The following is a 21,884-nucleotide window of genomic DNA, read 5'->3' on the forward strand; positions in this document are numbered from 1 at the left end:
CCTTCTAACCTGTGATCCACAGTGTCAGCTGCGGTATAAACGTGATCAGGAGCAATACTGCAATCATGGATATAATAAACGGGAAAATCGCCTTCACCAGCTTCTGCATGGATACTCCTGATACTGACATCCCCGTAAACAGACACGTCCCAAAGGGCGGCGTTACAAATCCTATGCAGACTGCTGTACACATTACGATACCAAACTGCAGTGAACTGATTCCCAGCTGCTGGATTACAGGCAGGAACATCGGAATCGTAATCAGCAGAATAGGAGTGGCATCCATAATGCATCCCATAATCAGCAGAATAACCAGAATAATAATCAGTATCACATATTTATTATCTGAAACTCCAAGCAGCGTATTTACCAGCATCTGAGGCAGCTGGGCATAGGATATAACAAAGGCAAACAACGCTGCTCCTGCTACAATAAACATAATATTGGCGGTTCCTCTGGCTGACTGAAACAGGATTTCCGGAATATCCCTGATTCGGATTTCCTTATATACAAAAATTCCGATAACCAGAGAATACAATACCGCAAGCACCGCAGACTCTGTGGGGGTACAAATCCCGGAATAAATGGAGCCCAGAATAATCACTGGGGAACCGATAGCCGGAACTGCTTTCAGCAATGCCTTTAAAAAGGTCCCCAAATGAAATTTTTCACGTACTCCGTCTTTCCCGGCAGGGATTCCCTTCCATCCCCTTCTGCGGCAGATAAACCAGGCAACGATCCCCAGGCCCACAGCCATATAAATACCTGCAGGCACCCCCATCAAATATAAATCTGTCAGGGATACATTGGTATTTACCGCATATATAATCATCGCAGTAGACGGAGGGATGATGGGTCCTAATACCGCCCCCGCCGAAAATACTGCAGTGGAAAATTCCCTGCTGTAGCCGGCCTCCAGCATATAGGGAAGCATAATGGCTCCTATGGTGATACAGCATGCCATGGCAGATCCTGTCATAGCTGCAAAGATAGCGCAGACAACGATAGTAACCAGCGCCAGTCCTCCCGTTGCATTTCCAATAGCTAAATTGCAGACATTTACCAGCCTTTTTGCGATTCCGCCTTTAGCCATCAAATCTCCTGCCAGAATAAAAAACGGAATGCACATCAGCGCTGTCACGTCGCACCCGGAAAACAGCCGCTGTACCACGGTCATAGCCGGAATGCCCTCCAGCACAAAGAACAGGATTGCGGAAAGCCCCAGTGTTGCCGCCACGGGTACACCGATCAGCAGAAGCACCAGTGCCACCACCAGGAAAATAATAATGCTGGCTGTCATTTTACTTCCCCTCCTTTCCCTTTGGTAAGTTTCACAATATCATCCACGATACGGTAAAAATATGCATAGGTCAGCAGGGCAAAGGCCACCGGGAACACAAGGTAGGGGAATACCATGCTGAGTCCTGTATTTGCAGACTTAGACAGGCTTGCAATACTCATCTGCATAATGCCATACTTGAGCACAATAACAACAAATACAAGACCTGCCCCGTGCTGAATCAGCTCCAGGATCTGTTTGTGCCTCTGCCTTTTCAGCAGATCTTCCAGTACCGACACCTTCACATGCTCTAGATTCAATGCGATATAAGCGGCTCCCAGAAACACCGCCCAGATCATAATGTAACGTGCCGTTTCTTCTGTCCAGGAAAAACCCATCTTAAAAAGATAGCGCCCGAATATCTGCATAGATAGTGTAATCGTCATATATGCGAAGCAAACAACCAGGGCTGTCTTTAATGCCGCTGATACTATCTTATTCGTCTTTTGAAGTAACTTCATAACCTACACCTCATTCATAATCCCAAAATCTTATTTTCCCAGCAGCTCTATAATGGATTCATAATACTGTGCTCCCTTTTCATTCTCTTTCAGAAAGTCTTCATATACGCTCTGGGAAGCTTTTTTAAAGGCCTCTTTATCTACATTTTCGCTTTTTTGCGCGCCGCCGGCCACCATCTCCTCTAACTGCTCTTCATTTTTACTCTCCAGATTTTTTGTACATTCCAGATTGGCTTTCTTTGCAGCGCTTGTGATTACTTCCTGAAGGTCCGGGGTAAGAGAATCAAATTTTGCCGCATTCATTGTAATCCCATTAAAATGAGCCGCATATTCCATCACAGAAATATATTCCGCATACTGCTGATAACCGTCCGCTATGCAGACGTTGTTTACATTATCACAGCCGTCAATGGTTCCCTGCTGTAAGGCAGTCAAAACCTCATTTCCAGGCATGGTCTGTGCGCTTGCGCCCCATGTGTTCCATGTATTGATATAGACATCAGAACCGGTAACCCGGATCTTTAATCCTTTCAAATCTTCCGGCGTTTCTGCAAAGCCTTTTGAAGATTCCAGATTTCTAAATCCCACACATTGAAGCCCTAATATCTTTGCTCCTGTAGAAGAAAAATCCTCCAGCATACCCGCACATATTTCTGAATCCAGGAAGCTGTAGATATCGTCATAATCCTCAAACAGATACGGCAGATCCAATACGGACAGGCCTTGAGCATATCCGCTCATGATAGGAGTATTATTCACTGCACAGTCCAATGTTCCCGCAATAACAGAATCTAAGGATTCCTGGTCATTTCCTAAGGTACCGCCTCCGTAAACAGTAACTTTTACACTGCCGCCGGATTCTTCTTCCACATATTCCGCAAAGGTGTTGGCAAGAATCGCCAGCTGGTTCTCCTCACTGGCCGCAAAATGGCTTAATTTTAATTCCAAAGGCTTTTCTGGGGAATATTCTCCGAAATCTTTTCCGGAGACGTCCTTTCTGTTTTCATTTTCAGAGCTCGTGTTCTGTGAATCGCTGCTTCCGCACCCTGCCAGCAGGCCCCCGCACAGACACCCAGCCGCCAATATACTAATTATTCGTTTTCTCATACTTTTCTTCTCCTTTTCTTTTTCAGATGCAATGATGCGTTTTGTGTAAATACACCTAAAAATCTTATCTTTTTTTGCCTCTCTTTTCTTTGTCCCTGGATGACTGCTCCTTAAGTGCAGAGCCCATTCATAATTCTTTAAACTACAAAGATCTCTCGCGGCGTCGTCTCCATCCGGACCGCCCCATTGGAAGTCACCAGGTATTGATCGCAATAGTTTCCAAAAGCCTTTCCGGTATTCACCTCCGGATGAATAGAAAAAAACATATTTTCTTTTACCTTCATAGTCTCCCCCTTGAAAAACGCCGGCCGCTCCACCAGATCGTACCCCTGCCCATGGGCGAACAGCCGTGTCTCCGGACGCAGTCCGTAAGAGACCAGTTTTTTATTATAGAGCTCCAGTATTTCCCCGCAGTCAGCTCCCGGCTTTACCAACTGGGCTGTAAAATCCTGCATTTCTTTGGAAAGCTCCCATGCCCGGCACAACTCTTTAGACGGCTGGTGCCCGATACAGAACCCCCGCACAATCTCCGCATAATAGCCGCCTGGTCCGTTTGCTTCTATCATAAATACCAGATCATCCCCATCCTCGATGCGCCGGTTCTGATAAAAGCTGTGAAGCTTAGGTGTAGGTGTTCCCGAAGGTGCAGAGCCCATCATCACCAGATTTTCTTCACTGCCCTTGCTGATCAGAAATTTATTTACCTCTGCCCGCAGCTCATACTCATACATTCCCGGCCGCAGCATTCCGGGAACCATCTGCAGTATCTGGTCATGCAGTTTCACAGTCCGCCGGATGGCCTGTATCTCATCCTCACTCTTTACTGCCTTGATCTCATCCACCATCTCTGTAACATCCACAAAAGATACCTTAGGCAGTGATGTCTTCAGATAATTTACCAGCTGATAATTTAATAAGGATGGTGCAATGAGACCAACGGTTCTGCAATTATGATCACAGATATATGCTTCCATCAGTTTCGCATCGTACAGATCTGTATATCGGAATGTCCGAAAATACGGCGCCCCCAGACGCGTCTTTATCCCCCGCCCAAACCAGGCAGGCGGCAGCGGATCATAGGGTGATGAACTGGTGATGGTAGTCATCTCTCCCTTTGCCGGAAACAGTACGCTCATGGGATAGGCCTGCTCTGTGGGCAGATCTGTGATATACCGGAAGTACCCTCCCAGATACTGATCCGCGTTCTGTGCGATGAGCACATCTATCCCCTGATGCTCCATGGCTGTCTGCAGCTGCATCCACCGGCGTTTCATCTCCCTATCGCTCATGGGAAACCGTATTCTTGTTTTAAATTCCTCTGAAACTCCTGATACCCATTCCATAATCCCTCTCCATTCTCTTTATTTTAAAGCTGCCTTTAAAGCGTCTTTTGCAAGAACCTCTTCGGCCCGCTCAAGGACGTTTTTGGCATTGATATATACCGGAGTATCTACCATTTGTCCATCTACCGGCACAGAAGCCGAACCTTTTGCGATCCCCTCTTCTTCAAAAGCCTTTGTCACCTTTTTTGCCCACGCCACACGCTCCGGATCCGGAGAATAGATGCGCTCCGCGATTGGTATCTGGCTGGGATGAATGATCTGACGGCCTTCAAAACCAAGCTGTGCTCCTGTCTTTGTGTTATATGCAAAGGCTTCATCATCCTTATAAGACGGGAACGGCGCATCCTCCGCCACAAGCCCGGCCGCCCGTGCCGCCACGGCTATTTTTGCTCTGGCATAGATCTGCTCCTCGGCAGTATCTGTTCTGGTAACACGCATGTCCCTGGTGTAGTCTACCGCGCCAAAGATCACTGCCACAAGCCGGTCACTGGCAAATACAGCCCGGTCTACATTCATGACTCCAGCCGCAGTCTCAATCAGAATAGCCAGCTTAATTTCTCCTGCCGGAAGCCCTCGTTTTTCTTCCAGATCTGTTACAATAAAATCCAATCTCTTAACGTCGTCTGGTCCGGAACACTTAGGCAGCGTGATGCCGTCAAGCCCTTTCATCACCACTGCATTCAGATCATCCATAGTAAGTCCCGTGTCCCAGGCATTGATTCTCACCCATGCTTCTGAGCCGTGAGTGCTCATATCCTTAATATGCCTGCGGACCATTTCCCTTGCCGCTTCTTTTTCTGCCGGCGGCACCGCATCTTCCATATCCAATGTAATTACATCTGCCCCCAGCCCCGGCGCTTTCAGGATAAATTTTTCTGAATTTGCCGGCAAATACAAATCTGTTCTTCTAACTGCCATCGTTTTTCCTCCTCAAATTCTTTTTCTATTTACAATGCATCTGTGCATCATAATTCTGTCTCAAAATTCCTGCACGGGTTTTCGCACCACGTCGATGATGGTTCCGTCCCGATATTCTACAATTCCTACAATTTTTTCTGTAAATTCAGGTTCCATCACCTCAGGGGCCTCCTGGTCCCCGATTTGTTTTAATTCCTGTATTTCCATAATGGGAAGTCCGGAATCTTTCAGTGCTTCTCTTAAATCTTTCCTGTTTGGATGAATAGCAATACCGTATTCTGTCACAAGTACATCTATGGTCTCTCCTGGAGTTACAACGGTTGTGACCTTCTCCCGCAGCACACAGATGCCTCTCTTTATGAGATTTGTCACTACTACAGCAATCTTGGCTCCAGCAGCGCAGTCATTATTTCCCCCTGAGGCGCTTAAGATCACTCCGTTTGTTCCTGTCACTACATTAACATTAAAATCCATATCTATTTCCGTTGCTCCTAAGATCATAATATCCAGCTGTTCTGTCAGGCAGCCTTTGGTATTCGGATTAGCATACTGGGAGGCGCTCATTGCCATATGCCGCGGCTGAGTGCGATAAGACTCCACTGCCGCAGAATCAAAGCACTGTACATCCAGCAGCGCCTGAAACAATCCCTCTTTTAACATCTGTACAAAGTAAGAGGTGATCCCCCCTGAGGCAAAGGAGCCTTTTACCTGCTTTTTACGCATAAGAGCCCCTGTTTTTTCTGCCACGGCAATGGAAATCCCCCCAGCACCGGTCTGCATGGACATCCCATCCCTGATATATCCGGCCCTCTCCAGCAGCTGAGCCGTCATTTCTGCAATCTTTAAGTGTTCCGGATCCGTTGTGGGCTTGGTGGGTCCAAAGGAAATTCCTTCCGGATCCCCAATACTCTCTATCTTTACCACATGATCTACTTTTTCCTGGGAAATCTCCATGGGGCAGGCCGGAAAATCTACCAGGTTGTCGGTAACGGCAATCACATGATCCGCGTACTCAGCATCCGCATAGGCATAAGACAGGACTCCGCAGGCAGACTTGCCCCAGGCTCCATTCATATTTCCATATGCATCACAGCAGGGAGCGGATATGAAGGCGGCGTCTATATGCAGCTCCCCTGCTTCAATGGCTCTTGCCCTTCCCCCATGGCTCATAAATACTGCCGGGTGTTTTAATTTCCCATTTGTAATGGCTTTTGCTAATGGCCCCGGAGAAATGGTGCTGACAGTGATCCTGGTGATTACGTCTTTTTCTATCAGTTTTACTAATGGTTCATGACATTTAAAAAGCCCGGACGCCGCCACATGAATATCTTTCATCCCCCTTTGCGCAATCGTTTCCATAACCAGATTCACTACCCGGTCTCCGTTTCGCATATGATGGTGAAACGATACCGTCATCCCATCTTTCAGCCCAATCCTATCGAGGACCTCTGAAATAGAATCTGCAAGCTTTGACGTTGGTGCGCTTCCTTTTACAGCATGGAGACTTTCTATCCCGTCTCTCTCTTTTTTCAGACTTTTCCCCATGTCATCATAGGCTCCGGAAAAAACCTGTTTTCCCGTCTCCTGCAGCAGCCAATCCGGTATTTCCCTTCCTACTGTATTTTTCATACCGCTCTCCCTCCTCACTTGTTAGTAAAATGATAACATCCCTTATTTTTGGAATCTGTATCATAAGTTACAGATTCCAAAAGCTGTAACTTGTGATACAAATTTAACCTTTTCACGGCATATAAAAACGGTCTTTGCCACAAATAAAATACCCCAGAAACAGTCTCCTGTTCTGAGGTAAAGATAAAGATTTCCATTCATACAATGTTATTTTATTTCTTACTTTCCTGTGTTATAATTTTATAATAATATTGTTCTACAAACTGAAACAGATTTTTATGGATACTTAAAGCTAAAAGACCGCAGCACCAAGGGGACAGCAGCCATGGGAAAAGAATCAGCATTCAATGTCACAAATATGAGAAACTTTTTTTCTAAAGAAAATATGGAAAAGCTTTTCTATAAATGTCCTTCTATTACCCTCAAAAAAAATGAAGCGCTCTATACAACAGATCAAATCCTGACCGATGTCTTCTGGGTATCAGAAGGCATGGTGGAAGTATTTATCACCAACGAGCAGGGGCATAAACAGGTGGTGGCCTTCCACTACCCCGACAGCATTGTAGGAGAGATCGAGGCGCTATACGGAGATCCCTGCGGACTGACCTGTATCGCCCTCAAACATAGAACTGTCGTACATAAGTGTAATATTGAAGTATTCTATCACCGGGTGCTAGAGCAGGGCCTCATGCGCCAGTACGTAAGTATGCTGGCAGGAAAGACCCATGCCAATGTGCTGCAGCTTGCAAGCGTTTCTTTAGACGACTGCGAAGGACGGGTACACACTTACTATAATAGTGAACTTACCCATCAACAGCTTGCGGATTTGATCGGCTGCTCCCGCGTTCAGGTCACACGCGTACTGAACAGTCCAAGGTTTTATGACAGGAAAAAAACTGATAAAGATTCGTAAACAAGAGAAAAAAAACGTCCGCCCAAATTTACCAGGCAGACGTTTACGATTATTGTATGTTATTTTTTAGGTTTACAATTGTCCTTTTTCCCAATCCGTCAGCTGATCTGCCATCTCACATGGCTTCCGTTGTCATCTTTACTTACAATTAACTGATTATCAATTTCCTGTTTTAATTCCGATACATGGGAAATAATCCCGGTCATTTTCGATCCTTCCGCCATTTGAAGCAGTACTTTTACCGCCTGATTTCTGGAGTGCTCGTCCAATGAGCCAAATCCCTCATCAATAAACATCATGTCAAGATGAATGGCTGCGGACTCCGCCTGAATCTGATCTGCCATGCCAAGCGCCAGGGCAAGAGCCGCCATAAAAGATTCGCCGCCGGAAAGAGTGCGCACCTCCCGTTCCTTCCCTGTAACGTTTGAATAAACCATCAGGTCCAGCCCTTTGTTTCTTCCTTCTCCAGCCTTTTTAAGATCATACATACGCAGCTCAAACTGTCCTGCAGACATTTCCTGAAACCGGATGTTAGCGGCATATAAAATCTTTTCCAGATAACAGCGCTGCACATAAGTCTCCAGATCCATTCTGGAACCGGACACATTTCCTGCAGTCAAATTGTATAAATTGGAAATTCTTGCATGTTCTTCCACCAGTTTTCTGCGTCCGCTGATCTCTAAAGCCAGCTGATCATAAACGTCTTTATTTGTCCGGTATTCCCGGCTTTTCTGATCCAGAACTTCTTTCGCCTGCTCCCACCGGCGGTCTGCCTGGAGAAATTCTTCCTGTATCATATCAAGTTTCGGGCGATCTCTGTCTCTGATCAATTCTTCTGCCGATTTTTTTTGCTGTAAAGCCGCTGTCTGCTTTTCCTGAAATTTCTCCAGCTTCCGCTGAAATTTCTCCGAATCTGACTTTTGATACAGGGCTGTGAGCTCCTGCCATTCCTTCTCTTTAAACTGTTTCTCTGTTAAATCCGCCTCATACGCATCCTGTTTCTGTCTGCAGTTCTCCTGCAGCTTTGGCAGTTCTTCACAGAGCCTTTGAATCAGCGCTTCTGCCCGGTCTTTCTTCTCTTTTGCCTGTCCTGCTGCTGCCTGCGCCTTCTGATAAGCCTCCTTACGCATCTCCGTTTGTTGAGATGCTGTATCCTCCGCCTGACGGGCAGCTTCCCGGCTCTCATATTCCGGGGACCTGGATATATTTTCAAGAACAGCCCCGGCTCCTTTTAACTCTCCTGCTGCTCTTGAAACCGCCTGCTCTGCCTTTTTTACTTCCTGTTCCAGAACCTCTGTCTGTTCTCTGGCCGTCTCCAGATCTTTTTGAAGCCTCTCCAGTGTTTCGCAATCTTTCTGAAGCCTCAATACCTCTTCTTCAGCTTTCTGCTTTAAATCTGCAGCCTGCTTTTGGGCTTCTGTTAATGTCCAGCCATCCGGCAGAACTACATTTTGATTCTCCAGACTTTCCGTTAGCTTATGTATCACCTCTGCCAGACTTTTCTCCTTTTCCTTAAGGAGATCTTCACCGGATCTGGCAGCTGCTGCAAGTGTTTCCTGACGGGTTCTTAAATTTTGTACTTCTTTTTCCAGCTTCTCAAGGGACTCTCTGGAGATATCCTTTGTATCCTCATCCCACCGGCAGGGAGCCGGATGGCAGACAGAACCGCACACCGGACAGGGCACACCGGCCCTTAGATCTTTTGCCAAAAGCCCTGCCTGCATATCCAAAAACAGCTTTCGGGTCTGTTCATATTCCCGGTTTTTCTGCTCATAAATGCCTGCGGCTGCCTGATAATCCTTCCTTGCCTGCTGTACCTTATTTTGCTGGCTGGCCACATCCTTCTGGCGTGCCAGTGCGTCATTGACATCACAAACAAGATCTTTTGCAGCATCCGCTGCCGCTCTTTGCCGTTCCAGTCCGGCAGGCGCTCCCTTAAGGTCTTCCTCCCAGGCTCTCCAGATCTTTTCCTGCCGCTTTTTCTCTTCTAACTGTTTTTGCTTTATGTTAGCTGTTTTTTCTGCTACAGAAAGTTTCCCTTCCTTTTTACATACATCAGCCTGTGCCGCTTCCATCTCTTCAAAAACTTTCAGGGCCGTCTTAACCTTTTCACAGACTTTATGATATTCTCCCAGATCTTTTTGAAACTGATTTCCGGCCTCTGTTTCTGATACCTCCGCCTGTTTCAGTTCCTGTTTCAGCTTCGGTAACTGATCTTTCTGCTCTGAAAGCTCCCGGTCAGTTTCTTTCACTTTCTTTAGAGCTTCGGAAAAATTGTAATATCGTTCCTTTATTTCATAAGCATCCTGCAGTTTTTTAATTAATTGTTTTGTCTCCTCCATGTCCCCGGCCAGACTTTGACACTCTTCAAGAAGTTTTCTGGCCAGATCAAGCTGTGCAAATGCCTCTTCCAGGTTTTTGGCCTGAACCTGGGCTTCCTTTTTACTGTCCCGAAGAATCTGGGCCTGATTATATTCCTCCGTAAGGTTTTCACACTCTGCAGACATTTCCTGGCATAAAAGGTTTAGTTCTTCCAGAAACGGCTCTATAACAACCAGATCTCCGTCCTTTTCTATCCGGCGCTTTAAACCGGCAAGCGTATCTCCCCCTGCATAGGCATCCGGAATCAAAACAGATGCGGCTTTCGTCTGACATCTGGTTTTCACCACCGCCAGCTCTTTCTCCTTCTTTCTTCTGCGGCCTCCCAGCTCTTCCACAATGTCCGCAAATAATTCTGTTCCAAACAGCTTTCGGAAAATCTCTTTTTTCTTATCTGTCTTTTCTCTGAGAAGCTCCATGAACTCTCCCTGGGCAATCATGGCCACCTGCATAAACTGCCCCTTGGTAAGCCCCACCAGCTCTTCAATCTTTTTTCCCGCTTCTTTCTGAGGATACTCAGAGCCATCCGGCAAAAACAACGTCACAGAACCGGAAACCTCTCTTGTTCCGGTTCCTTTGCCGCTCCCCCTTTTCAACAGCTTTTCATGACGAGGCACCCGGCGGACCGTATATTCCCTCTGGCCGCTTCCGTCTCCTTCTGAAAAGGTAAGTTCCACAAAAGGCTCAAGATCCAGATCTGAAAACTGGCTCTGCAGAACAATTCCCTCTTTTTTATTGGCATTAGAACTTGCTTCCCCGTACAATGCAAATACAATAGCATCGAAAATGGTAGATTTTCCGGCTCCGGTATCCCCGGTAATCAAAAACAGATTCTGATTAGGTTTCTCAAAATCCACAACTGTCTTTGTCCCGTAAGAGCCAAAGGCCTGCATCGTTAACTTCAGCGGTTTCATTCTATTTCACCTCCCCAACGGTGTGAATCACATCAAGAAGCAGTTTTTTCTCTTCTTCATCCAGATCTGGCAAAAAGGAACAGCACAGCTCATACGGATCCAAAATCCGCTCTTTTGTCAGCGGCTGGCTGATATCCGCCTTTCTCTGATGTTCCCTGCGGATTTCCAGAAGATAAGGGAATGCCTCCCGGAGCCGTTCCCGCAGATCAATAACATCCCGGTCCACTTTATCTGTAAGAATGACTGTGACATAATCCCCGCAGGCCTGCATTTCCACCTCTTCTAAGGTACCCTTTATCACCCGCACCTGCCGCAGGGGTATCAGTGGCAGAATCCGTGTCTGAATCACGCCCTTTTCCTGCATTTCCACAACAATAATTCCCTTTTCCTGGCCAGCCTCACTGACAGAACAGGCCAGAGGCGTCCCGCAGTAGCGCACATATTCACTGCCTGCCTTCATAGGTTTATGAATATGTCCCAGAGCGGCATAATCAAAAGGAGCCAGAACTTTAGCAGAGATCTCATCAATATTTCCCACCGTCCGGATTTCAGAATCCATCCGTTCCACATCCCGGGCATCCGTTCCGGCAGGCAGATAAAACTGATGGCTGACAATCACATTTCTCTCATCCTCTGCAATGGCCTCCCGGTCAATCAGACGGCGCAGGGTTTCTTCATAGGAAAAATTATTTCCGTTTTCATCCACTCCTACAACGTTTTTCACCATGGATGGTTTTACAAAAGGAAGCAGATAAAAATGAACTGCACCGAAACGGTCCCTTAACGTAATCTTTTCTATATGTTCCTCCCTGGTCCGGGGCGGGGTTCCAATCATATAAAGCTTCTGTCTTAAGAGCACTTTCCGAAAACAGTTTACCCTGGGAGCGCTGTCATGATTGCCGCTGATCATCATTATCACAGCCTCTGGAACTGCCTCTGCCAGATCTGAAACAAACCGGTCAAATACTTCTACAGCCTCCGCGGACGGAACAGCCTTATCATATATGTCTCCGGCAATCACCACTGCTTCCGGCTTTTCCAAAGCCGCCGCTTTCACAATCTGTTCTAAAATATACTGCTGATCTTCTTTCAAATCCCGGTTAATCAGCTTTAATCCAATATGTAAATCTGATAAATGAAAAAACTTCACGCTTTTTACTCCTTTGCTACCATTCTGTATCTGCAGTCATACTCCTTATATGTCCTGTTCTTTTTTAAGACTCACGGTTTCCCTGTTCCGCAACTTTTGGAAATGTAAGAGTCAGTTCAAAACCACAGCCCCATTCAGAGCCCGCTTCTACTGTCAGTTTCAGATCATCCGCCATTTTCTTTGCAAGATAAAGCCCCATGCCGGTGGCCTTTTTTCGTCCGCCTTTTGTATCACCGGTAAATCCTTTTTCAAAAATATAGGGCAGATCGCAGGCTTTCACACCGATACCGTTATCCCTGATGGAAAGCAAACTGTTTTCTTTTCCTTCTGCCCAGGAAATAGAAAGCCTTGGATTTTTGCCACTATATTTTACTGCATTACTTATCGCTTGAGCCAGAATAAAACGCAGCCCTCTTTTGTCTGTATATACCCGGCAGGCCGGCACCTGCTGATCTATCCGAAACTTCTTTTCTTTTAGCAGCGGGCGGTAATCCCCCAATACCTCTTCTATACATGACAAAAGGGAAACCCATTCAAACAAATAGTCTTTCTGGGTTCCCTTAAGCCGCGCGTAATAAAGCATCTGATTCACAAATTCCTGTATCCGGCTGCGGACATAATCAATTTTAAAAGAAACCGGCCCGGAAATTTCATCCCGCCGGTTATCCAACAGCAGCGTTAATAAAAACAAAGGCGCTTTAATTTCATGGGCCCATGATTCCACATACTCCTCATAGTCTTTCAGCGCTTCTTCCGCTTTGCTGCAGGCACTCTGACGTTCTTTAAGCGCCGTTCCCAGCATAAGAACGCCATCTGCTCTTGAAACGCCCAATGTTTTTATCAGCTTCTCCTGATGATACTCATCCGGCGCCAGTAAAAAAGCCTCAAAAGCCTGCATCTGTTTTCGCTCTCTCACTATAAGAATCCAGACAACAGCGCCAAATAAAAACAGACTGGCCAGAAGAACAACCGCAGATAAAGCCCGAAAGGCTTTTGCATCCGCCAGCCACAATAACAGAACCGACAGCCCGTCCACGGCCAGCAAAGCCGACAGCCATGGAAGATATCGGTATAAAATCTGCATCTTATGTCTCATATGGTTTCACCTCCGTCTCCAAACGGTAACCAAGCCCGCGGACTGGACTGATCCGCAGCTCCATCTGCAGTCCCGCCATGGTTTTCTTTAACCGGGTCAGATTTACCTGCAGTGCATTTTCATCAATAAATTCTGACGTTCCCCACAGGCATACACACAGCTCTTCTTTGGAAACAATTTCATCTGCGTGGGAAATCAAAGTTTCCAGCAGCTTCCCCTGGTTTTTTGGCAGAATAGCAGAACTGCCGTTTACATACAGCGTATAGGTCTGCCGGTCCAGCAAAAAACCCGGTCCTTCTAAAAGATTTCTGCGTCCTTCATATCTTTTTAACACATTAGAAACTCTGGCCAGCAGCCGCTCCTTTCTGCATGGCTTTGTAAGATATTCATCGGCGCCCAGCTTAAGCGCTGAAAGCTCATCCCTCATCTGATCTCTGGATGTCAGCACAAGCACCGGCACAGAACTTTTCTGCTTTAATTCCCGGCAGATAAAAAATCCGTTTGTTCCCGGCAGATTCAAATCCAGAATAACAAGATCCAGAGGAAGCTGCAAAAGCACGCCGGCAGCATCATCAAAACTGCTGATTTCTTCTACCTCATAACCTGCCCGTTTTAACAAATCTGCAAGTTCTTCCCGCATCAGTGGTTCATCTTCTACAACTGCAATCCGTTTCATATTCTGCACTTCCTCTTTTACTTCCTCTGCTTCTATCTCTCGGTCCCGCTATTCTTCCCTCTGAGGTTCCATCAATGTCAGAAGGTATCTGCAGGCGGAACGCTTCACCGCTGCCATGTAAATACATTCTACTACACACAATACAAGAATCATAACAAGGGACACCAGCATAAATTCCTGGATACTGCCCTTTACACTGCCTGAGAGCAGCCCCGAAAACAATGCTCTTACTCCAAACAGGCTGCTGACTGCAGCAACAATTGTGGGGAGACCAAAATACCAGTTAATCTGCCGTTTCGCAGACCCGCACAAAGTATCATAAGCAGCGCCCAGACGTATCAGCGTCTTATAACGGCCGGCAGTCTTTTGCTGTCCCATTAAAAACTGAACACCTATCACGGTATTGGCTACAATCAGAAATATAATTGCCAGATAAATGGTAATATAACCGGATGCCACAACATAAAACAGCTGCCGTCCCATATTCTGCAGGTAGCTTTCATAAGCCAGACCTGTCTGGCTCAGTTTTTGATTCATATCATAAATAGCATTCATCAGACTGGTTTCTTCCCTGCCTTCCCGGTCCAAAATCCCGTTTAGATAAATATTATACTGATTCTTTGTATAATAAGAAAACACATCATCCGGCAGAATTAATGCAAATGACAGTGTAATAGAACGATCAGTAACCAGCGCTGTTGTCTGCACCTTCCCGGTAAGATAAAGATCAGCTCCGTCCAGAGAAGTCCTGGGCTGTTCTTTTAGTATCTTATTTAATATACCGGCCGCTTCCTCAGGAAGAAACCGACTGTCCATATAAACCGCTGCTTCATTTTTCTGCAGCTTTAACTCCGGTTCTCCCGCCGCTCTCAACAGCTGATTATAACCGCTTAAAGAAATCAGATATGGATAGCCTGTGTAGCTTAAGTTGTTCAACAGCCTGTCTTTGCTCTCCGACTGAGGCAGTTTTCTGATTGCGTCTAAGCAGGAATCCATAGCAAACGCATGTTCAAAATCTTCTGTGGTACGGATATAACCCACTTTCATTTCAATCAAATCCGAAAACTTTGTATCTAAATGATATGCTTTCAGTGTTTTCCGTATTGCCTCTGCTCCCTTCCCGGCATCTTCCTCTTCATAGTTCTGAAATGTATAATCCAGCACATGAGGTTCTGAATTTCTGTAATACCCGGCAGCAGCCGTGCCGGCCCCAAAAAAACACAGTGCGGCCAGAATCAGAAGAGAACTTACCGCAAGGCTTGCTGATTTATGAATCACCGTTTCCTGCAGCTGGCGGAAATTAAACATTTTAAGTTTATGGCCGGCATTCTTAGTCTTAATAAACAATACGATAACAGAACGAAGACCGTAAAACAAAAGAAGTGTACCGGCAAATCCAAGAAGCAGTGTCAATCCCATATTTCCGGCCTGCTGCCAGGACGTTCCCCGGATAGCCATAGTATATGCAGCCCCCAGGCAGATAACCCCGCCGGTAAAAGCTAAAATATAAACAACCGGGGCCCGCTGCTTTTTCGTTCCCTCCGGCATCTCACGAAGCAGCGTATCAATTTCCTGCCGGCTGATTCTTCCGCTGAGAATTAAAAATGCTGCTGTCTTTACAGCCAGAAATCCTGCCACAGTCCATACCAGCGCATACAAAGAAAAGGAAAACTGATGCCCGATAATGCCAAGGCCGACGCATCTGGCCGTTACAAGGCTGACAACCTCAGAAAGCAGCACCGAAGCCGGCAGGCCGATTAACAGCGCTGTCAGACTGTTTCGGATATCCTCTGCCAAAAGCATGGCAAACAGCCTTCCCCGCCGCATTCCAAGCATCAGGTACATGCCAAACTCATGTCTGCGCCGCTCCAGCTGAAATTTACTGGCATAATAAATCAGAAAAAACAATATCACCAGTGTCATCCCGTAAAACACCGGAATCAAAGACAGCAGCCGGTTGACTGCATCGCTTTCCATATCTTTTAAAAACAGCATCACATCCTGTCCGGACATAGACAATATCATATAAAAGGCAATAACTGAAATCAGAAGAGAAGCAAAAAACAAGCCGTTTTCCTTTCGGCTTCTTCTGCTGTTTTTGGAGACGATCTTAAAGAACATGTTCACTGCCTCCTCCCAGCTGAGCCATCACTTTTAAAATCCTCTGGTAAAATTCCTGCCTGGTTTCCCTGGGAATATCTCTGCGGAGTTCATGAAAGATCAGACCGTCCTGAATAAACAAAATCCGTCTGCAGTAACTTGCCGCATTGGTATCATGAGTTACCATTAAAATGGTAGCCCCGGCATCCTGATTGAGACCTTCCATTTTTTCCATCAGAGTTCTGGCATTTTTAGAATCCAGCGCCCCGGTAGGTTCGTCGGCCAGTATCATTTCGGGATTTAAAATCAAGGCCCTTGCCGCTGCTACACGCTGTTTTTGTCCGCCGGACATCTGGGAAGGAAATTTATCCAGCACATCCGTAATTTCCAGGTAGCCGGCCAGCTGCTTTAGGCGGCTTCGGCTCTCCGTCTCATCTACATTGTGCAGTGACAGGGGAATTAGAATATTTTCCCTGCCTGTCATATGATCCAGCAGTTCAAAGTTCTGAAACAGATAACCGATCTTTTTCCCTCTGTATTGGGCAAGCTCTCTTCCCTTTAACTCCTGTACCTGCCGGTTCCGCAGCAGAATTTCTCCTCCGTCAGGCCGTGTAACGGTAGCAATACAATTTAAAAGCGTCGATTTTCCGGAGCCGCTGCTGCCCATAATCCCCAGAAACTCTCCCTTCATTACCCGAAAAGAAATCCCGTCTAGAGCTTTTGTCTGGTTTTTGGATTTCCCGTAATATTTTTTCAGAGCTTCTATTTCAAGAATCGTGTCCATATGAATTACCTCCCAGCTTTACTAATGTTACTTTCTGTAAAGATTCTATCACGGACCAAAACGAAATAATACTTACAGCTTTTGAAAGGTTTTCTGACAGTGGTCACGGCAGTCTTGATTCTTCTCTAAATTATCTGTCTGACATTTTCCGGTGTTATTTCCAATACACGTGTAAACTTTATATCAAAACCCCGGCTCCGGCTCCAATATCTACCACATAAAAATCTGCCTTATAACCAATCTGTTCCAGATATCTGCCGCCTGTTTTTTCTATAAAAGTATCTATGGCGTCTTCCTTTACTATGCTGACTGTGCATCCCCCAAAACCGGCGCCCGTCATCCGGGAACCAATCACACCTTCACACTCCCAGGCAGCTTCCACCAGAGTATCAAGCTCCTTTCCCGTCACCTCATAGTCATCTCTGAGAGAAATATGGGACTCATTCATCAGTTTCCCAAAAGCCTCTATATCATCTGCCTTTAATGCATCAACCGCCTGAATCGTGCGCTGATTTTCAAACACTGCATGTTTTGCCCGTCTGCGGCAGACCGGATCTGTAATCACATCCTGAATCTTTTCAAACTCATCTGCCGACAGCTCCCCAAGACTTTTGATATCCTGCACTGTCTGAATCTGCTGCAAGGCCCTTTCACATTCCTTCCGGCGTTCATTATATTTGGATTCTCCAAGCCCTCTCTTTTTATTGCTGCAGGCAATTACAATTCTGGCATCCTTTAATTTTACCGGAACATATTGATAATCCAGTGAAGCGGTATCCAAAAAAATAGCGTGTTTTGCTTTCCCCATGGCAATGGCAAACTGATCCATAATTCCGCAGTTTACCCCATTATACTGATTCTCTGCAAACTGCCCCAGCAATGCCAGATCTGTCATGGTCAGCTGAGCAAACCCAAACATATCGCAGAGCATAACCGCTGTCACCAGTTCCACCGATGCAGAAGAAGAAAGACCTGATCCATTGGGAATATTGCCATACAGCAAAATATCAAATCCCCGTTCCAATACATATCCCTTCTGCATAAGTGCCCACATAACCCCTTTTGGATAATTGGTCCAGCAGCCTTCTTCCTTTTTTTCCAGCTTCCGGATATCTGCCTCAATTACACCCTGTTCTTTAAAGTTTTCAGAATAAAATCTGATTTTATGGTCTGTACGCAATCTTGCAATCATATAAGTACCAATCGTCAGCGCACAGGGAAAAACATGACCTCCGTTATAATCTGTATGTTCACCAATGAGATTTACTCTGCCCGGTGCAAAATATGCCTTAATTTCCCCCTCTGGTCCAAATAATTGCTGGAACCGGCTTGTCAGCTTTTCTCTCAACTGCTTCTCCTCCATTCTCTTTCTTTTCCTATATGGCCTGCCATTCAGGCGGACTTCAGCCTGATATATTTCTAACAGACATTATACCTGACATCCTGTTTTTTGTCCTGTATTTACCCAAAATAATGCATTCGATTCTCTGTTTTATCCGTCCGTAAGATTCTTTGCCCCGAAAAACCTTCCCGAAAGTTTTCAAAAATGATGCAAAGTTTATACTTCCTTTAGTAAGTTCATATTTTTCTAACAGTTCTTCAAAATTTCTTCAGAATCTATACAAACTTTGCTCACATCTCTGCCATATAATAACAATATAAACAAAAGCGGTTAGTAATCTTCCTTCACCGGAAACGAATTTCAAAACGTAATTCGTTTTCGACTGAGAGAAAACATTGATTATTAACTGCGTCCAGCAATAACTTACTGCATCAGTAAGATTATTATAAATTTTTCATAACTCAATCTCCCTAAAATGGCGCCGGATATCAAAAATACCCGGCGCCCCTTCTTTTTCATTTCTATTTACATTTTCCTCTGTTTACAGCTGCTGTTTTATGCTTCTTTTATAAATACCTTTTCCACAGAGGCAATATACATTGTATGGTAATCTTTATCCCCATACCACTTTTCATCATTTTCCTGCTGTGTAAACCCTTCCGGCCCCATAAACTGACAGTACTGCTTTTTACACAGCATTACAATCCTGGCTTCTGAAATTCCCACACTCTTTTCCATTTCAAACGCAGAAATTCCGACTTCTTTCATTTTATCACACTCCCGCCCGGATACCGTTCCGCACAATTTCAAAGCCTCTCTGTAAGACTCTTCCATTACAGAAATCGTAAAATATTCCTCTTTATCCACAAACTCCTTTGTATAGCGGCTCTGACGGATATATACTGTAGCAGACGGCTTTCCCCACATAACACCAAGCCCGCCCCAGCTTGCAGTCATGGTATTGCAGCACTCCTTCGTACCGGCTGTAATCAACAGCCAGTCTTTCCCGATCATAGTAAATGGATTTTCTTTCAGTTCTTCCGGTTTTATTTCTTTAAAGCTCATTCTATTTCCTCCAGTCTTTTTCAAAGTTCCATAGCGCCGTTTTTGTTCCCGCATTTTTCATAACTTAACTGACACTGCTTTTTCTCAACTTATAAATCGCAGCATTAAAACATTCATATCAAAACCATCCACATATGCAATTTGTTTCTCATCACAATATCTAGACCAGTTATTTTCCTCAATCAGATAATTAAATGCCTGATCATACAGATCTTCATTTGCAAATTTCAACGAAATGGATGTCTGCCCCTTCTCATAGGCCAGTCTGATGGCAGAGCCTGCCTGATCCTGGTCCCACTGGTCAAAATACAATCCCTCATGAACAAAGTAATTATTTTCCATGGCTGTACATTCAGGCATGGGAATATCATCAAAAGGTTCATGCTGGCTGATAAAGTTTTTATCTGCATCAGAGACACCAAAATAACTGTAGTTTACTACATCCTTGGTCCCTTCCGCCTGATCGTCCCCGTCCACAGACGCCCAGTACTCAGCCTCTCCCCAGGTTACATCCATATAATAATATTCCCCGTCCATAACAATTAAATTCCAGGAATGGTTGGTTCCCTCTGCGGTGCCGCAGACGGTAGTGCAGGCAACCCCAAGCCGGTTTAACAGATACTGGGCTCCATAGGAATACCCCTGACATACCGTCTCGTGGTTTACAAATGTACTGATTATATTCTGGTTGTTTTCTGAAGTCTCCACATACTCTGTCTGCTCAATCAATGTGCGGTAAACATACAAGGCCTTCTCATAATCTGATGCTTCCTTTGAGATGCCTTTAAGCATCTGATCTGCCGATGCATCTATCTGCTTTTGGTACTCCGCCTGCTGCTTTTCATCCATCGTATATTCCGGCCTGAAATACAGCGCTGTAGTCTCTCCTTTGCGATTGGTAAATACCTCATACCGATAAGAGTCCGTCCAGAAATATTCACAGTGGTCATACCTGACTGCCCAGTATACTTTTTTCATTTCCTCCTGATCAGTTGTGGCAAGAGAAACATATTCTTTCCGCTCTTCAATGGCATAAACCATCTGGTCATAGACTTCTTGCTGAGTTTCGTTCAGCGTGCTGTATGCATAAGCCGCTTCCTGCTGCTGTGCATGGGACTGATGCTCCACCGGGCTGGGCGCCTGGGGCTGTCTTCCCCAATAGATTCCTATGCCAAACCCGATTACCAGTACCGCAGCGGCCAGGGGCCACATGAAACCTCTTTTTCTTCTTCTCTGTCTTCTCATTCTGATGCCGTTCCCTTTATTCTATATGATTGATACACTTCCTTATCCCCCTCACCGTCCTTACAGATTAAAAAACAGTCTGACACAGTCCGATAACGCTTTCATATCCTTCCTGCCCATAAGCTCTCTGGCGGAATGCATGGCCAGCAGCGGAATGCCGATATCCACAACTGGAATTGGAAGAAACGATGATGCCGCAGAACCAAGGGTTCCACCTCCCGGTTGATCTGAGCGGTTAACAAAGGTCTGATATGGTATACCCCCCGCTTCACAAATCTGCTTTAAAACTGCAATGGCCCCGCAGTCTGTAGCATAGGACTGAGAACTTGCTTCCTTAATGCAGAAACCACCTCCAAGCACCGGATGATTGGTCAAATCCATTTTCCCGCTGTAATTGGGATGAACGCCGTGTGCAACATCTACAGAAAGCATCATGGCATCCTCCAGCAGCGTTTCCTCACTGACGGAAAAGCTCTGCTGCAAATGCAGCGCACCGGCAGCAATTTTTTTAATCACCAGGGGCATCAGCATAGAAGCCGCTCCCTGCTTGGTCCTGCTGCCGATTTCCTCATGATCAAACAGTGCTATCAGCCGGATTCCGTCAGGCTGTCTGTCCTGCCCGGCCGCTGTCACAGCCTCTAAAAGAGCCTCCACACTGGTAGTATTATCCAGATGCGGGGATGAAATCAGCTCCTTATGGCTGCCAAGCATCACCGGGGGTTCCGCACAGTACAGCCGCAGATCATATTCCAGAATTTCTTCTTTCTCTACATTCAAATGTTCTGCAAGAACATGTAGAAAGCATTCTTTATCTGAATACTCGCCGGCAAGCCCCATTACCGGCAGCAGATCTGTCTGACGGTTTAATTCGATTCCTTTGTTAACCTCCCGGTTCATATGAATAGCAAGATTGGGAATTGTCAGAAAAGGTTCTTCAAAATTCACATACCGGACCTCAGGCTCCCAGATATTTTCAGACCGAAGCATAACCTTTCCCGCAGCACTTAAAGGCCGGTCCAGCCAGGTATTTAAAATTGCTCCCCCATAAACTTCCACATTTAACTGACGGTATCCTTCCCTTTCCAGATCCGGACGGCTTTTGATTACAAGTCCCGGAAAGTCTGTATGAGCCGCGGCAATACGCAGCATACGCGGACCGTTATAAGCTTCTCCAATGGTAAATGCAAACATGGTAGAACCATGATACTCCACAAAATACTTTCCGTTGGGCTGCAGCTCCCACCTGCCGGATGCCGGCAGCTGTTTAAATCCTGATTCTTTTAGTCTCTTTTGGGCTTCAATTACAGTGTGATAGGGGGATACTGACTTCTTAAGCAGCCCCATCAGACTTTTATATGTAAGATCTTCCATGATAATGCTCCTTTATGATAAGTTCTTTTACCAAAAACCTGATTTTTATTTT

Annotated in this window: 17 protein-coding genes; 1 reads left to right on the forward strand and 16 read right to left on the reverse strand. The window is 45.7% G+C overall.

Annotated features, from left to right (window positions below; translation table 11 throughout):
• Positions 1–4: 4 nt before the first annotated feature.
• The 6 genes from OCV88_RS12795 to citF form a co-directional block, all read right to left on the reverse strand.
• Entirely contained in the window at positions 5–1,300 is a 1,296-nt protein-coding gene (locus OCV88_RS12795; RefSeq protein WP_158425829.1) for a TRAP transporter large permease, read from the reverse strand.
• Positions 1,297–1,800, reverse strand: coding sequence for a TRAP transporter small permease (locus OCV88_RS12800; RefSeq protein WP_158425830.1), 504 nt, complete (start codon positions 1,798–1,800; stop codon positions 1,297–1,299). Before OCV88_RS12800 ends, OCV88_RS12795 begins: the two co-directional genes overlap by 4 nt.
• A gap of 30 nt (positions 1,801–1,830) precedes the next feature.
• Positions 1,831–2,907, reverse strand: a complete 1,077-nt coding sequence (locus OCV88_RS12805; RefSeq protein ID WP_158425831.1) for a TRAP transporter substrate-binding protein — start codon at positions 2,905–2,907, stop codon at positions 1,831–1,833.
• Between the two features lie 137 nt (positions 2,908–3,044).
• The gene (locus OCV88_RS12810) at positions 3,045–4,250 is read right to left on the reverse strand and encodes a M24 family metallopeptidase (RefSeq protein ID WP_158425832.1); all 1,206 of its coding nucleotides are present in this window, start codon (positions 4,248–4,250) and stop codon (positions 3,045–3,047) included.
• An 18-nt stretch (positions 4,251–4,268) separates the two neighbouring features.
• Positions 4,269–5,168 carry an HpcH/HpaI aldolase/citrate lyase family protein gene (locus OCV88_RS12815; protein WP_158425833.1) on the reverse strand — a complete coding sequence of 300 codons (900 nt, stop codon included), beginning with the start codon at positions 5,166–5,168 and terminating at the stop codon, positions 4,269–4,271.
• A 60-nt stretch (positions 5,169–5,228) separates the two neighbouring features.
• On the reverse strand, positions 5,229–6,797 hold the full coding sequence (gene citF / locus OCV88_RS12820) for a citrate lyase subunit alpha (RefSeq protein ID WP_158425834.1): 1,569 nt from the start codon (positions 6,795–6,797) through the stop codon (positions 5,229–5,231).
• Between the two features lie 325 nt (positions 6,798–7,122).
• Here citF and OCV88_RS12825 point away from each other — a divergent pair, with 325 nt between their 5' ends.
• Positions 7,123–7,710 carry a Crp/Fnr family transcriptional regulator gene (locus OCV88_RS12825; RefSeq protein WP_158425835.1) on the forward strand — a complete coding sequence of 196 codons (588 nt, stop codon included), beginning with the start codon at positions 7,123–7,125 and terminating at the stop codon, positions 7,708–7,710.
• Positions 7,711–7,808: 98 nt separating this feature from the next.
• Here the strand turns inward: OCV88_RS12825 and OCV88_RS12830 are convergent, their stop codons facing one another.
• The 10 genes from OCV88_RS12830 to OCV88_RS12875 form a co-directional block, all read right to left on the reverse strand.
• Positions 7,809–11,003, reverse strand: coding sequence for an AAA family ATPase (locus OCV88_RS12830; protein ID WP_158425836.1), 3,195 nt, complete (start codon positions 11,001–11,003; stop codon positions 7,809–7,811).
• A 1-nt stretch (position 11,004) separates the two neighbouring features.
• The gene (locus OCV88_RS12835) at positions 11,005–12,153 is read right to left on the reverse strand and encodes an exonuclease SbcCD subunit D (protein ID WP_158425837.1); all 1,149 of its coding nucleotides are present in this window, start codon (positions 12,151–12,153) and stop codon (positions 11,005–11,007) included.
• Positions 12,154–12,217: 64 nt separating this feature from the next.
• Positions 12,218–13,249 (reverse strand): sensor histidine kinase, encoded by a 1,032-nt coding sequence (locus OCV88_RS12840; RefSeq protein WP_158425838.1) that lies wholly within the window; start codon positions 13,247–13,249, stop codon positions 12,218–12,220.
• A complete protein-coding gene (locus OCV88_RS12845) occupies positions 13,239–13,925 on the reverse strand; it encodes a response regulator transcription factor (RefSeq protein ID WP_158425839.1) in 687 nt (228 codons plus the stop codon). The genes OCV88_RS12840 and OCV88_RS12845 overlap by 11 nt, the downstream gene beginning before the upstream one ends.
• Positions 13,926–13,973: 48 nt before the next feature.
• The gene (locus OCV88_RS12850; RefSeq protein ID WP_158425840.1) at positions 13,974–16,046 is read right to left on the reverse strand and encodes an ABC transporter permease; all 2,073 of its coding nucleotides are present in this window, start codon (positions 16,044–16,046) and stop codon (positions 13,974–13,976) included.
• A complete protein-coding gene (locus OCV88_RS12855; protein ID WP_158425841.1) occupies positions 16,036–16,809 on the reverse strand; it encodes an ABC transporter ATP-binding protein in 774 nt (257 codons plus the stop codon). Before OCV88_RS12855 ends, OCV88_RS12850 begins: the two co-directional genes overlap by 11 nt.
• Positions 16,810–16,987: 178 nt before the next feature.
• Positions 16,988–18,157 (reverse strand): galactokinase, encoded by a 1,170-nt coding sequence (locus OCV88_RS12860; protein WP_470253769.1) that lies wholly within the window; start codon positions 18,155–18,157, stop codon positions 16,988–16,990.
• Positions 18,158–18,706: 549 nt separating this feature from the next.
• Complete coding sequence (locus OCV88_RS12865) at positions 18,707–19,216, reverse strand: flavin reductase (RefSeq protein WP_158425843.1); 510 nt, start codon at positions 19,214–19,216, stop codon at positions 18,707–18,709.
• 84 nt (positions 19,217–19,300) lie between these two features.
• Positions 19,301–20,461 carry a transglutaminase domain-containing protein gene (locus OCV88_RS12870; RefSeq protein ID WP_158425844.1) on the reverse strand — a complete coding sequence of 387 codons (1,161 nt, stop codon included), beginning with the start codon at positions 20,459–20,461 and terminating at the stop codon, positions 19,301–19,303.
• Positions 20,462–20,521: 60 nt separating this feature from the next.
• The gene (locus OCV88_RS12875) at positions 20,522–21,832 is read right to left on the reverse strand and encodes a M18 family aminopeptidase (RefSeq protein ID WP_158425845.1); all 1,311 of its coding nucleotides are present in this window, start codon (positions 21,830–21,832) and stop codon (positions 20,522–20,524) included.
• Positions 21,833–21,884 lie beyond the last annotated feature (52 nt).

The organism is Brotonthovivens ammoniilytica (assembly GCF_025566885.1).
Classification (GTDB): domain Bacteria; phylum Bacillota; class Clostridia; order Lachnospirales; family Lachnospiraceae; genus Brotonthovivens; species Brotonthovivens ammoniilytica.

Excerpts from the sequence above, each read along its gene's own strand:
- citF (WP_158425834.1), bottom strand. The coding sequence starts at position 6,797 with ATGAAAAATACAGTAGGAAGGGAAATACCGGATTGGCTGCTGCAGGAG.
- OCV88_RS12845 (WP_158425839.1), bottom strand. The coding sequence starts at position 13,925 with ATGAAACGGATTGCAGTTGTAGAAGATGAACCACTGATGCGGGAAGAA.
- OCV88_RS12805 (WP_158425831.1), bottom strand. The coding sequence starts at position 2,907 with ATGAGAAAACGAATAATTAGTATATTGGCGGCTGGGTGTCTGTGCGGG.
- OCV88_RS12800 (WP_158425830.1), bottom strand. The coding sequence starts at position 1,800 with ATGAAGTTACTTCAAAAGACGAATAAGATAGTATCAGCGGCATTAAAG.
- OCV88_RS12810 (WP_158425832.1), bottom strand. The coding sequence starts at position 4,250 with ATGGAATGGGTATCAGGAGTTTCAGAGGAATTTAAAACAAGAATACGG.
- OCV88_RS12830 (WP_158425836.1), bottom strand. The coding sequence starts at position 11,003 with ATGAAACCGCTGAAGTTAACGATGCAGGCCTTTGGCTCTTACGGGACA.
- OCV88_RS12875 (WP_158425845.1), bottom strand. The coding sequence starts at position 21,832 with ATGGAAGATCTTACATATAAAAGTCTGATGGGGCTGCTTAAGAAGTCA.
- OCV88_RS12815 (WP_158425833.1), bottom strand. The coding sequence starts at position 5,168 with ATGGCAGTTAGAAGAACAGATTTGTATTTGCCGGCAAATTCAGAAAAA.
- OCV88_RS12825 (WP_158425835.1), top strand. The coding sequence starts at position 7,123 with ATGGGAAAAGAATCAGCATTCAATGTCACAAATATGAGAAACTTTTTT.
- OCV88_RS12855 (WP_158425841.1), bottom strand. The coding sequence starts at position 16,809 with ATGGACACGATTCTTGAAATAGAAGCTCTGAAAAAATATTACGGGAAA.
- OCV88_RS12795 (WP_158425829.1), bottom strand. The coding sequence starts at position 1,300 with ATGACAGCCAGCATTATTATTTTCCTGGTGGTGGCACTGGTGCTTCTG.
- OCV88_RS12840 (WP_158425838.1), bottom strand. The coding sequence starts at position 13,249 with ATGAGACATAAGATGCAGATTTTATACCGATATCTTCCATGGCTGTCG.
- OCV88_RS12850 (WP_158425840.1), bottom strand. The coding sequence starts at position 16,046 with ATGTTCTTTAAGATCGTCTCCAAAAACAGCAGAAGAAGCCGAAAGGAA.
- OCV88_RS12865 (WP_158425843.1), bottom strand. The coding sequence starts at position 19,216 with ATGAGCTTTAAAGAAATAAAACCGGAAGAACTGAAAGAAAATCCATTT.
- OCV88_RS12870 (WP_158425844.1), bottom strand. The coding sequence starts at position 20,461 with ATGAGAAGACAGAGAAGAAGAAAAAGAGGTTTCATGTGGCCCCTGGCC.